This window comes from Gordonia sesuvii (assembly GCF_036350415.1).
GTDB classification, from domain to species: Bacteria; Actinomycetota; Actinomycetes; order Mycobacteriales; family Mycobacteriaceae; genus Gordonia; species Gordonia sesuvii.
The window spans coordinates 1,390,033-1,402,762 of the sequence record NZ_JAZDUF010000001.1; the positions used below are offsets into that span (position 1 = coordinate 1,390,033).

Here is a 12,730-nt window from a genome sequence, read left to right on the forward strand (position 1 = left end):
GCGCACGTCTCGACGTGCGCGCAAGCCGAACGGGTGCGCGTGAGTGTGTGTCGCAGCCCTACTTCGGAGGCATCCGGATGCCGCCGTCGACGCGGATCACCTCGGCGTTCATGTAGGAGTTGGTGACCAGCTCGATGACCATCGAGGCGAGTTCGTCGGGCTTGCCCAGGCGGTGCGGGAACAGCACGGACTCGCCGAGCTTCGCCTTGAACGCCTCGGCGGCCTCGCCCTCACCGTAGATCGGGGTGTCGATCAGGCCGGGGGCGATGGTGTTGACGCGCACACCGACGGCCGCGAGGTCGCGGGCGACCGGAAGGGTCATGCCGACGACGCCACCCTTTGACGACGAGTACGAGGCCTGACCGATCTGACCGTCGAACGCGGCGACCGACGCCATGTTGACGATGGCACCGCGCTCGCCGGACTCCAGCGGGTCGTTCTTGCTCATCGCGGTGGCGGCCAGACGGCAGGCGTCGAAGGTACCGACCAGGTTGATGGCAATCACCTTCTTGTACGCATCCAGGTCGTGCGCCGACGAGAACTCACCGTCGCGGCCGATGGTGCGCTGCGCCCAGCCGATACCGGCCGAGTTGACCAGCGCACGCAGCGGGCCGAGCTCGGTGGCCTTGTTGACGGCCGCCTCGATCTGCGCGGTGTCGGTGACGTCGACGCGCACGAATGCACCGCCGACCTCCTTGGCGAGGGCCTCACCCTTGTCTGCCTGCAGGTCGGCGACGACGACCTTGGCACCCTTTGCCGCCAGCTGGCGGACCGCGGCCTCGCCGATACCCGACGCGCCACCCGTGACGATTGCACTTGCTCCATTGATATCCACGATCCGGAGCCTATCGAGCGTTACATCGCTCGGTCCAGAGGGGCGCCCTTCGTGACGGCCCTCCGCAAGCTCCGGGCCTCCTCAGGGATCGGGTGGTGACGCCTCCCAAGCTCCGGGCCTCCGCAGGGATCGATCCGGTCGTCACACGCAGGCGACGTTGGGCGCCGGGTCGTACTTCACGGTCCGCGTGTTGCGACTGATCTCGGCGCCGCTACCCGCATCGGTGATGATGCGGGTGTCCGAGGTGGTGAACCCGCGGCTGCCGGTCGAGGCGATACAGTTGTCGCCCTTCGGCAGCTTCAGGGACGGCGGGTCGGTGTAGGAGTGCCGCTCACCGGTGATCGACTGCACCTCGACGGTCTTCGTGCTCCACAGCCGGACCGTGATCCCCGACGGAGACCACCCGGTGTCGATGTAGATGCCGTGTTTGGTGTTGTTGCGGAACACCAGGTCGATGGCACCTTCGAAGACCGTCGCCTCGCGGGCTTCGGGGTATCGCGAGATGTAGTAGCTGTGCTCGGTGTGCGCGACGTCCTCGAGCCCGGCGAAATAGGCGGCGTTGTAGAGCGTGGTCGCGAACTGCGAGATGCCGCCGCCCACGGCCTTGTCCGCGTGGCCGTCGTCGATGATCGTCGACGTCACGTATCCCTGCGCCGTGCCCCGCGGACCCGTGTAGCCGTTCAGCGAGAACTTGGCCCCCGGCCGCACCAGCGCGCCGTCGACCTCGGCGGCGACGAGACGGATGTTCTCCCCCGACGCACTCGAGAATCCGGAGGTGGTGAACTCGCTGACCACTTCACGCACACCGAGCTTGCGGGCCTGCACGGTCGTCAGCTTGGGCCGGATCGGGTCGTAGGCGACCTCGACGACGCGGACGTCGGAGGCATCGGCGCCGGTCACGGTGGCCGCAGTGGAGGCGAACGTCTTGTCCCAGTCGATCCGCCGACCGTCACGCGACGGCACGACGGTGGGGCTGCCGCCGGCCATCGTGAACGTGGCGTCGACCGGCTTGCGTTCGGTGTCGGCGAGTTCGGGTCCCAGCAGCTTCACACCCGCTTCGGTGTCGATCTCGGGCTGCAGACCGCCACGGCCGTCGGCGACGAACGACAGGATGGTGCCCAACTCCGCGGGCGTGACCCGGACCGACGCGTCCTCGGAGCCCTCGAGCGTGACCGGAGCGGCCACCGCACGCGTCGCGGCGCCGGCGACGGTCGACTGCACCACCTCGGCCGACACGGACGGATCGAAGTCCTCGAGCGGCAGGTCCACGGGCTCGGCGTCGAGCCACTGGCGCGACAGCGTCGTGACCGCCGCATCGCGGGCCACCCGCTTGCCTGCGGCCGGCAGGTCGGCGACGGGGGTCGCTACGTCGCCCGAGACGTCATAGTGCACACCGCCCTCGACGGCGGCCTTCTCGAGCGTGGGCCGCAGTTCATCGAGGGTGGCGTCGAACGTTGCGCGGTCGACGGTGACGACGGGATCGACGGTGTGGGTCCGGCCGAGGATGGCCAGCAGCCGTGTCAGCGGGTTACGAGGCTGCTCCAACAGCTGCGCCTTCGTCGCATCCGGATCGAAGTGCAGTCCCAGGTCGCCGGCCGCGACGGTCGCCGAGCCGGATTCGGTGCGCAGCTCGACCGGCTGGGCGGCACGCGCGGACAGGTCGTCGACGACGGCCTGCGCCGAGTACGGGTCGAGATTGCCGGCCGGAATACCGGCGACGACGGCGCCCCGGGCGGTCGCGTCCTCGGTGATGACGAGATCGGTCGCCAAGACCAACCCGAGAACAGCGGTCACCCCGACGAAGACACGCACCACCGCACGGACGGCGGGGTTTGAGTTCACGGAGACAACCATAAGGAAACGATGATGAGTGCGCCCGACCAGCAGACGGCTGTGGGGCACCCCACACAAGTAGGCGCCCCGACCGAGCTGCCGGGTCGGGGGTCTGGCAGCTCAGCCGGAGCTACTCGTATATCTACGCTACTTCTCTCCGCGTTACATCTTTCCGTGAGAATTTCTCGGGCGAGTGTGACCGGATCGTTGCGGATGCCACGATCCGGTCACGATCAGGGCGTCAGCCCTCGACGATGGCCGTGACGCCCTGGCCGCCGGCCGCGCAGATCGAGATCAGTGCACGACCGCCACCGTTCTCCCGGATGGTCTTCGCCGCCTGCGCGACGATGCGCCCGCCGGTCGCGGCGAACGGGTGTCCCGCGGCCAGCGACGAGCCGTGCACGTTGAGCTTGGCCCGGTCGATGGAACCGAGCGCGTTGTCGAGGCCCAGGCGTTCCTTGCAGTACTCCTCGGATTCCCATGCGGCCAGCGTGGCCAGCACGACCGAGGCGAAGGCCTCGTGGATCTCGTAGAAGTCGAAGTCCTGCAGGGTCAGACCGTTGCGTTCGAGCAGCCGCGGCACCGCGTAGGTGGGGGCCATCAGCAGGCCGTCCGGTCCGTTGACGTAGTCGACGGCGGCGGTCTCGCTGTCGACGAGGTAGGCCTGCACCGGCAGGCCCTTGGCGTCGGCCCACTCGTCGGTGCCCAGCAGGACGGTCGACGCGCCGTCGGTGAGCGGGGTGGAGTTGCCCGCGGTCATCGTGGCGTCGCCGAGGGAGACGCCGAACGCGGGCTTGAGCTTGGCGAGCTTCTCCACGGTCGAGTCGCCGCGCAGGTTCTGGTCGCGGGTCAGGCCCAGGAACGGGGTGATCAGGTCGTCGAAGAACCCGGCGTCGTAGGCGGCAGCCATGTTCTGATGGCTGGCCGCGGCCAGGGCGTCCTGGTCGGCGCGCTTGATGCCGAATTCCTTGGCGGTGATGGCGGCGTGCTCGCCCATCGACATGCCGGTGCGCGGTTCGCCGTTGCGCGGGATCTCGATCCCGAGCTTCGGTAGCAGCTTCAGCGCGTTGACCAGCTGGTCCTTGGTGCTGCGCGACCGGTTGACCTCGAGCATCTGCCGGCGCATGGACTCCGAGACGCCGATCGGGGCGTCGGAGGTGGTGTCCACGCCACCGCCGACGGCGACGTCGTAGCGGCCGGATGCGATGCCGTCGGCGACCGCGACGATCGCCTGCAGGCCGGTGCCGCAGGCCTGCTGGATGTCGAACGCCGGGGTGTAGGGCGACAGCGCCGAGCCGAGCACGCATTCGCGGATGAGATTGAAATCACGGGAGTGTTTGAGCACCGCGCCACCCGCGACCATGCCGAGCCGCTCACCCTGGAGGTTGTAGCGACTGACGAGGCCGTCGAGGGCGGCGGTGAACATCTCCTGATTGCTGACCTTGGCGTAGGCCTTGTCCTGGCGGGCGAACGGGATCCGGTTGCCGCCGAGGATCGCGACCGGGCGCTGGGTGCGGGTCTTGGGTGTCTGAGCCACTTGGATCTCCCAGGGGGTGTAGTCCGATGTCTGTACAGTATTCTTACTCATGAGTAAGTTAGTTGTCGAACGTCGCTCGTGGTGAGCGTCATCGCACAGCTCTCGCGACCGATCCGACCTGCCGACAAGACTGAGGAGATCTCCCGTGGCAGCCACTGGCCTGTACTCGAACATCGTTCATTCCGGACCCGGCGCGTTCATCGCGAAGCAGGCGGGTCTTCCCGTTCCGCCGACGCTGCGCCGCTACAAGCCGTCCGAGCCGCCGCTGCCCGGGCCGGTACTGCTCGGTGGGTCGGGCCGTCTGGTCGAGCCGTTGCGCGAGATGCTCTCGGCTCCTGACTACACCCTGATCCAGAACGCCACCACCGGCCGCGGCGCCGACAAGTACGGCGCGCTGGTCTTCGACGCCACCGGCATCACGTCGCCGGGTGAACTGCGCCAGCTCTTCGAGTTCTTCCAGCCCCAGATGCGTTCGCTGGCGCCGAGTGCACGCCTGCTGGTCCTCGGCACCACCCCGGAGCTGGTGTCCGAGCCGAACGAGCACGTCGCACAGCGGGCGCTCGAGGGCTTCACCCGTTCGGTCGGCAAGGAATTGCAGAAGGGCGCGACCGTCCAGCTCGTCTACGTCTCCCCCGACGCCAAGACCGGACTCACCGGCCTCGAGTCGACCGTCCGGTTCGTGCTGTCGGCGAAGTCGGCGTTCGTCGATGCCCAGGTGATCCGGGTGGGCGACGCCGACGCGACCGCACCGAAGGACTGGGATCGCCCGCTCGAGGGCAAGGTCGCCGTGGTGACCGGTGCGGCCCGCGGCATCGGCGCCACCATCGCCGAGGTGTTGGCCCGCGACGGCGCCCACGTGATCTGCGCCGACATCCCGGCCGCCGGCGAGGCGCTCACCGAGACTGCGAACAAGGTGAAGGGCACCGCGTTCCCGCTCGACGTCAGCGCCGACGACGCCGGTGCGAAGCTGGCCGAGCATGCGCTCGAACGCCACGGCGGCATCGACATCATCGTCAACAACGCCGGCATCACTCGCGACAAACTGCTCGCCAACATGGATGCGGCACGCTGGGATTCGGTGATCGCGGTGAACCTCATCGCGCCGCAGCAGCTCGTCAACGGCCTGCTCGAGAACGACGCGCTCAAGGAGGGCGGCGCCGTGGTCGACGTGTCGTCGATCGCCGGTATCGCGGGCAATCGCGGCCAGACGAACTACGGCGCATCGAAGGCCGGTGTCATCGGCCTCGTCGACACCTACGCGCCGATCCTCGCGGAGAAGAGCATCACCATCAACGCCGTCGCACCCGGCTTCATCGAAACCAAGATGACCGCCGCGATCCCCCTGGCCACCCGTGAGGCCGGACGCCTGATGAGCTCGCTGCAGCAGGGTGGGCAGACCGTCGACGTCGCCGAAACCGTTGCGTACTTCGCCAATCCGGCGTCGAGCGCCATCACCGGCAACGTCGTCCGCGTCTGCGGCCAGGGATTCCTGGGTGCGTGATGACCAAGACGATCACGCTGCCCAGCGCACCCGGAACCGCTGAGGTCTACTCGAAGGCCGTCGGAGCGATGCTGCCGGTGATCGGCAAGCCCGCCAAGGTGCGGGCCGACGCCGCGATCCCCGATCGCAGCTACCGGATGGAGAACGTCCGCGTCGACCCCGACAAGCTGCACGCCTACACACGCGTCACCGGTCAGCGGTTCGGTTCCACATTGCCGCTGACGTACCCGTTCGTGCTGCAGTTCCCGCTCGCCATGAAGGTGATGACCGACGGCGATTTCCCCTTCGGCGCAGTCGGTTCGGTGCATCTGGAGAACTCGATTCATCGGGTTCGTCCGATCGGCGTCGACGAACCGCTGACCATCGAGACGCACGCGGAGAACCTGCGCGAACACCGCAAAGGGCTGCTGATCGACATGATCTCGCAGATCAGCGTCGGCTCGGAGCTGGTGACCACGCAGACCGCGACGTTCCTCAAGCAGCAGCGCACCAGCCTGTCCGACGAGCCGCGCGGCCCCGAGCCCAAGCAGTACGCTCCCCCGCCGCCGGATTCGATCCTGTCGGTGGACCTCGGTCGCATCCGCCAGTACGCCGAGGCGTCCGGTGACCGCAACCCGATCCACATGGGTAACCTGACCGCGAAGGCGTTCGGCTTCCCGAAGGCCATCGCACACGGAATGTGGAGTGCCGCAGCCGCGGTCGCCAACGTGGAGGCACAGCTTCCCGACGAGGTCACCTACACCGTGCGCTTCGGCAAGCCGATCCTGTTGCCAGCCAGGGTGAATCTGTACTCGCGGCGCATCGACGGGAACGGCAACTTCGACATCTCGGTGCTGGATCGGAAGAAGGGTGCGCCGCATCTGACGGCGACCACGCGCGGAGCATAGCGACCCGCAACTCACGCGGCCGAGTCTTGGGACGGCGGCCGAGAGAACCCTGTTGTGCGTCGAGAGAACCCAGCCACCGGCCCAAAATGGATTCTCTCGGCACAACTCTGGGTTCTCTCGGCGCAGAACAGGGTTCTCTCGGCGTACGCCGGTAGCAAGTTGGGGACGAACTATGACGGCTCCGCGAGCAACGATGCGTAGTGGTCGCGGAGCTTCACGACATCTTGGCGGTCCTCGTCGACGGCGCCGGTGTCCACGAGACTCTGCAGGGCGTCCAGGCAGGCGTGCCATCCGGCCGCGGTCCCGGCGTGGCCCATCGGTCCCGGCTCCCCCGGCCAGGTGGTGAATACCAGCCGCGTGCCGTCGGCGGTCGGTTCGAGTTCGAATCGCAGCACGTCGGCCTGACCCTCAGGGTTGCCCCAGACCAGTTCGAAAACCTTCGGCGGATCGTACTCACGGATCTCGCCGGGCAGCACTTCTTCGAAATCGAAGCTCGACGTGTCGACGCCGGCGTCCTCCATCATCGCCTGACTCTCCGCCGCCCCGTCGGGCCAGAACGGCAGCTTCACCGACGCGCCACGGGCGCGCTCCCCGACGATGTCGGCGGGAAACCAGTGCCGCAAGCTGTCCGACTCGGTCAGCGCGCTCCACACCTTCTCCGGCGAATGCGCCAGGTGCCGTTCGTATCTCAAGGCCAGCCTGTCGCCATCGTGTACGACAGTGCCGAATCGGTCGGTCGCCTTCTGGTCCATGCCTCAGTCCTCCTTGTTGGTCTCATCCAGATGCTGCTCCAGCGCGTCGAGCCGGTCGGCCCAGATCTCCCGGAACGGCGCCAGCCACGCATCGAGGTCGCGCAGCCCGTGGTCGTCGAGTGCGTAGTATCGCCGGGGCCCGTCGATGCGGACTCTCACCAACTCCGCCTGGTCCAGAACCCGAAGATGTTTCGACACATTGGGTTGCGAGATGCCCAACGACTCGACGAGTTCACCGACCAGACACTCCCGGCTGCGCAACTGATCGAGGATGCGCCGTCGGGTCGGCTCCCCGATCGCCGTGAAAACGTCTCGGTCGACCATGCAGCCAACATGCCATAGTTGGCATATGCCGGTCAAGGCATATAGAGCGGTTGGGGGTTGCCAGCGGGCTTCGAGACGCGGCTCCTTCGTCGCCGCTCCTCAGCCAGCAGGGCGAGATACCTCACCAAGCCTCACCACGGCGGCCGAGAGAACCCTGTTTTGCGTTGAGAGAATCTAGGCATCCAACCCCGCTGGATTCTCTCGGCACAACTCTGGGTTCTCTCGGCGCAAAGCAGGGTTCTCTCGGCGTACGCCGGGGAGAACTCCAGCGGAGGGTCAGTCGGCGCCCGGGTCGGTGCTCCCGACCCCCTTCAGGCCGCGCCAGGTGATACCGACAAGCAGGTCGGTGGCGGTCTCGAGGTCGACGTCGCCCTCGGTGATGCGATCGGCCACGGCCTCGCCGGCACCGACGAGGGCGACGGCGGTGAGTTCGAAGTCGATGTCGCGGGCGCCTTCGACGGTGGTGCCGGCGCGGATGAGTTCGGTGACCATCTCGGTGACGCGCTTGCGGCTGTCGGAGACGAAATGGGAGAAGGTCTGGGTGCCGACGGCAACGCGGTAGAGCACCTTCCACGACTGCCGGTGCTCATCGACGAAGCGCAGGAACTCCTTGACGACGGTGCGGGCCTGGTCACGTTGCCGCAGCGACGGGTCGAAGCCGACGCTCATCGCCTCGATGAAGCGGGTCGACTCACGTTCGATGCAGGCGCTGAACAGTTCGTCCTTGGAGCCGTAGTAGAGGTACAGCATCGGCTTGCTGATCTCCGCCTCCGCGGCGATGGAGTCCATCGACGCCTCGCGGTAACCGTTCTCCGAGAACACCTTGACGGCCGCATCGAGCATCTGCTGTTCGCGTACCGCACGAGGCAGCCGCTTGGTACCTCCGGCCATCGTCACTCCTCCACCACCGGTCGTTCACGCACTGGACGTTCGGACCATCTTACCCAGGGGTAAGTTCAGTGGTAGCCGGCATCACGAATTGCGGCCATCAGCTCCGAGCGGGACCCGGCCTCGAGTCGCCTGCGGATGTTGGCGACATGATGCTCGACGGTTTTCGCCGAGATGAACAATCTGTCACCGATCTCCCGATAGGTGTACCCGGCCAACAGCTCACGTGCCACTTCGGCCTCCCGCTCGGTGAGCGGCCCGTCGACGACAGTTGTGGGCGACGATCCGGACGTTGCGACGTGAGCGCCTTCGTCTCGGACGGTCTGCCAAACGCGCTGCCACGCGGAGCCCGAATCGAACCCGGCGAGCAGATTGTCTACAGCGGTCAGCTGCCTGTCCAGGCGGTCGGCATCGCCGAGCCACATGGCGACGCGTCGGCATTCGCCGAGGACGAGCAGGTCGAACAACGCGACCTCCATGGTCGCCACCGTCGGCGCGATCATCCGCCACAAGGGCGAGGCCAGATCCTTGCGGCCGGCGATCCGCGCCACACCGAGCGCAGCAGCGGCCCAGCGCAGGCGGCGATCCGGACGTGTCTCGACAGCAATCCGGGCCGGATCGGTGGTCTGTTCGATGTCGAGCCCGGCGAGATCCCCCGCGGCGACGGCGCTCCAGGTTCGCAGCAGACCCTGCCGGTCGGCAGAGGTCGGCTCGAGGATGTCGGCGAGCGCGCGTGCAGCGTCGTTCTCTCCGCGCTGAATTGCCGACGCGAACACCGGCCACACACAGGCCCGCAGTGTCACGGCGTCGCCGACCGCCGCCCATGCATGGACGACCGCGTCGCCCGATACCTCCTCGTCGTCACCGCCGAGGAGGTATCGGATCACCGTGCCGTGGGCATGCCGCAAGGTCGATGGCGGACCTGTTCCGCCCACACCGAATGTCTGCGCGGCGCGCCGATCCCCGACGGCGAGGAGCACCGCGACCGCGGCGGGACGGTGACCGGTGCAGTGGTCAGCGCCGAGCCAGCGGAACAGGTCCGCGGCGTGCGTGGCGCGGCCCGCGGCCGTGGCGACCTCGGAGGCGACGACCACCGCATCGGCTGCCTGGTCCGATGGCGCCCGAAGTCCGACGAGAACTTCGTCGATCAGCGCGCCGGCGGCGACGACGTCACCGCCTCCGAGCGCAAGTCGGGCACGGCGGGGCCGCAGCACCTCCGTCGCTCCGCCACCTCTCTCGGCGGTCGCGAGCAACGCCGCGGCACGGTCGCGTGGCGCGTCGCCGGCCGCCGCGCAGAGCGTCTCGACGATGCGAGGGTCGGTGAGGCCGGCGTCGACCGCGCGGATCGCGTCGTCGGCGGTCATCGTCCCGGATGTGAGTTGCGCCAGCGCGACGCGACGCTGCACGGCATCGATCCGCATGCCCCCGACGACGTCGCGCAGGGTGCCGGTCAGCGCCGGTAGGAACCGGTCCCGAGGACTGAGAAACCCTGTGCCGCGGGCGCGATCGACAACGACGGCAGCGTCGGCGGGATCCAGATCGAGCAGCGCCGCGACCGTGTGGGAGTCGAGTCGCCCGCCGGACGACGCGAGAACGAGGACGTCGAGGGTGTCGTCGTCGAGGTCGCCGAGCAGCCGGTGATGCCAGTCGCGGGAGATGCGGGCCGCGATGTCGACCGGCGACAGCTCGTGCACCGCTTCCGGGTCTTCGATGTCGTCGCCGTAGACGGCGTCGAGTACGACGTCGATGAGTGCGCTCGCGCCCCCACACGTCCGTCGGATGTGTGCGGCCTCGACCGGGGTCAGCGCAAGGCCCGACCGTGATGCCGCGTCGATCACCTGTCCGGTCGACATCGGTCGGCGGGCCAGCAGGGTGTCGCTGCGGCGAGCGCGTGCGATCAGTGCGGCGATGCGCGGTTCGCGGCGACGCTCCTCCGTCGAGGCGACGAGACGCACGGCGCCATGGTCGAGTCGGTGGACGAGGTCGTCGACAAGGCCCGCGGGCCAGGTGTGCAAGTCGTCGGCGACGACGATCGGACACCTGCCGGGTGATCGTGCATCACATTCGACGACGAGCTGTTTCGGCAGGCCGGCAACGACATCGGCACCTGCGTCACGCAGACGTTTCTCGGCTGAGCCGAGGACCGCGGACCGCCCGGTTCCCGGCGGTCCGGCGACGAGTGCGCAGTCCGCCCACTCCCCGGTGTCGGCCAAGGCGCCGGAACCGATCAGCAGTTCGACGGTCCTGTCGAGCCAGCGACCGGGCACGAGGTCGGCGGCTGGGCCACTCGCCGCGTTCACCGGCATCTCGCTACTCCCGGCACAGCAGGCCCGCGACTCCGCACACGGCGTCACCGGTGCCGCCGACGATCTCCCCGGGTAGTTGCGTAAGGCCACCACCCCTGCCACCGCCGCCGGTGTTGCCTCCGCCGCCACCGCTGCCACCGCCGGTGTCCGGTGACGGTGGAGTGGTGGGCGGAGGAGCAGGCGCAGGATTCGAGGTGCCCGGTGTCTGTCCGCCCGGGACCCCGGTCCCCGGTGACCCGGTGCCTGGCGTTGCCGTACCGGGCGGTGCGGTACCGGGAGTTCCGGTGCCGGGCGTCGGGGTGCGTGGCGCTTGAGTCCCGGGTGCTCCGACGCCACGTCCGGCGGTGCCGGTCGTCGGCCCCGGTGCCTCTGCCTCGCCGGGGCCGGCCTCGGTGTCGCCGGGTGCACCGCGGGTCGTCGCGGGATCGCCGGCGCCCTGGGCGCCTGGTTCGTCACCCGGTGGGCGGGTCACGGTCCCATCGGCTGTGGTGGTCGGCGCTTCGGTCACGGCCGCGCCCGCCGGAGCCGCGGGCGCCGGCTCGGCGGGGCCGACCAGTCCGGTGCCCACCGAGAGTCCGGTCGCGGTGATCACCGCGAGTGCGGCGGTGCCGACGGCGACGAGGGTGCCGCGGCGTCGGCGATTCAGTCGCGGCGGACGGTCGTCGACCGGCAGCGCGGGGGGCGGGATGATCTCGCGCATCGGGGGCTCGGCCGGGGACGGAGCCGTTTGGGTCGGTATGACCTCGGTGGCAGCCGACCCGGTGTCCGTTGCGACAGGGGTGCGTATGGCCACGAGTGCGGCGCCGGCCGCGGACGCGGAGACCGGGTCGGGGTCCACCACAACTGGTGCGTGCACCCCGGCCGTCGAGAGCAGCTCGGCCACCAGCGGGATCGATGCGCCTCCGCCGGTCGCCACGATCGCGGCCACGTCGGCCGGGGCGACGTCGGCAGCGACGAGTGCTTCCCGGATCAATGCCGCCGATTCGAGAATCGGCGGGCGAAACAGGTTCTCCACGTCCTGCCGGACGAGGCGAGCGTCGGTACGCACCGATCCCACGGCGACGTCGACCACGGCGTCGGTGTCGACCGACAGCGCCTCCTTGGCCTCGCGGCATGCGGCACGCAACCGGGCGAGATCGTCGAGCAGCGTCGGATCGTCGGAGGTGAAGACGCCTGCCGAACGCCCGGCATCGGTGACGTCGAGGACCTCGGCGGTCAGGAGACGATCGAACTCGCGGCCACTGATCGCCGACGAGGCCAGCGGGCGTCCGAGCACCTCGGGCGTCTCTCCGGTCCGCACCACCGTCACCGTCGACCCGGATGCTCCGAGGTCGTGAGAGACGATCACCGAGCCGTCGGGGAAGGCCCCGGCGGAGTGTTCGACGGCGGCGATGGCCGCGACGGCCGAGCTGTGCCAGCCGATCTGCAGGCCGGCGAGCGCGGGGCGGGCGGCGACGGCGGCGCGCGCCTCCTCGAGGGCCGCGCCACCCCAGGTGTCGGGGTGGACGATCACGAGCCGAGCCGCGGTCACGTCACCGACCTCGCCAGCCACGAGAGAGGTCAGTGCCGCCACGGCATCGGCGAACACGTCGGCGGCGGGCACCGCGGTGCCGTCGGCGGCGACGAGTCCGACGGGGTCGCCGACCCGGTCGACGAAGTCGTCGCGGCCGACGAGCTCGGTGGTGTCGCGCGTGATCGTCGCCTCCCAGGCGTCGCCGGACGCCACGGTGGCGACACAGGTGTCGGCGCCGATCTTCACACCGATTCCGAAGGTCATCGCCCACACTCCTGTCGTCTCACTTGCCGAGTGTGTCGTGCTCAGGGCACATTTCGTTAGCGCGACAGCCCAAGATGGGGGTAAAGACCG

Annotated in this window: 10 protein-coding genes; 2 read left to right on the forward strand and 8 right to left on the reverse strand. The window is 68.9% G+C overall.

Annotated elements, in window-relative coordinates:
* Positions 1-58 precede the first annotated feature (58 nt).
* The 3 genes from VZC37_RS06395 to VZC37_RS06405 form a co-directional block, all read right to left on the reverse strand.
* Positions 59-835, reverse strand: coding sequence for an SDR family NAD(P)-dependent oxidoreductase (locus VZC37_RS06395; RefSeq protein ID WP_330431558.1), 777 nt, complete (start codon positions 833-835; stop codon positions 59-61).
* A gap of 141 nt (positions 836-976) precedes the next feature.
* Positions 977-2,689 (reverse strand): VanW family protein, encoded by a 1,713-nt coding sequence (locus tag VZC37_RS06400; RefSeq protein ID WP_330431559.1) that lies wholly within the window; start codon positions 2,687-2,689, stop codon positions 977-979.
* Positions 2,690-2,909: 220 nt separating this feature from the next.
* Positions 2,910-4,205: an acetyl-CoA C-acetyltransferase gene (locus VZC37_RS06405; protein ID WP_330431560.1), complete on the reverse strand. Its 1,296-nt coding sequence runs from the start codon at positions 4,203-4,205 to the stop codon at positions 2,910-2,912.
* A gap of 145 nt (positions 4,206-4,350) precedes the next feature.
* Between VZC37_RS06405 and VZC37_RS06410 the strand changes: the two genes are divergently transcribed.
* Together VZC37_RS06410 and VZC37_RS06415 are read left to right on the forward strand one after the other, a co-directional pair.
* Complete coding sequence (locus tag VZC37_RS06410) at positions 4,351-5,706, forward strand: 3-oxoacyl-ACP reductase (protein ID WP_330431561.1); 1,356 nt, start codon at positions 4,351-4,353, stop codon at positions 5,704-5,706.
* Complete coding sequence (locus VZC37_RS06415) at positions 5,706-6,593, forward strand: MaoC family dehydratase (RefSeq protein WP_330431562.1); 888 nt, start codon at positions 5,706-5,708, stop codon at positions 6,591-6,593. The genes VZC37_RS06410 and VZC37_RS06415 overlap by 1 nt, the downstream gene beginning before the upstream one ends.
* 170 nt (positions 6,594-6,763) lie before the next feature.
* On the opposite strand, the gene VZC37_RS06420 is transcribed toward VZC37_RS06415, so the two are convergent.
* From VZC37_RS06420 to VZC37_RS06440, 5 genes are all read right to left on the reverse strand, one after another.
* On the reverse strand, positions 6,764-7,345 hold the full coding sequence (locus tag VZC37_RS06420; RefSeq protein ID WP_330431563.1) for an SRPBCC domain-containing protein: 582 nt from the start codon (positions 7,343-7,345) through the stop codon (positions 6,764-6,766).
* A 3-nt stretch (positions 7,346-7,348) separates the two neighbouring features.
* Positions 7,349-7,669 (reverse strand): ArsR/SmtB family transcription factor, encoded by a 321-nt coding sequence (locus VZC37_RS06425; RefSeq protein ID WP_330431564.1) that lies wholly within the window; start codon positions 7,667-7,669, stop codon positions 7,349-7,351.
* A 276-nt stretch (positions 7,670-7,945) separates the two neighbouring features.
* Complete coding sequence (locus VZC37_RS06430; protein WP_330431565.1) at positions 7,946-8,560, reverse strand: TetR/AcrR family transcriptional regulator; 615 nt, start codon at positions 8,558-8,560, stop codon at positions 7,946-7,948.
* Between the two features lie 65 nt (positions 8,561-8,625).
* Positions 8,626-10,863 carry a LuxR C-terminal-related transcriptional regulator gene (locus VZC37_RS06435; protein ID WP_330431566.1) on the reverse strand — a complete coding sequence of 746 codons (2,238 nt, stop codon included), beginning with the start codon at positions 10,861-10,863 and terminating at the stop codon, positions 8,626-8,628.
* A gap of 4 nt (positions 10,864-10,867) precedes the next feature.
* Positions 10,868-12,640 carry an Hsp70 family protein gene (locus VZC37_RS06440; RefSeq protein WP_330431567.1) on the reverse strand — a complete coding sequence of 591 codons (1,773 nt, stop codon included), beginning with the start codon at positions 12,638-12,640 and terminating at the stop codon, positions 10,868-10,870.
* Positions 12,641-12,730: the final 90 nt, after the last annotated feature.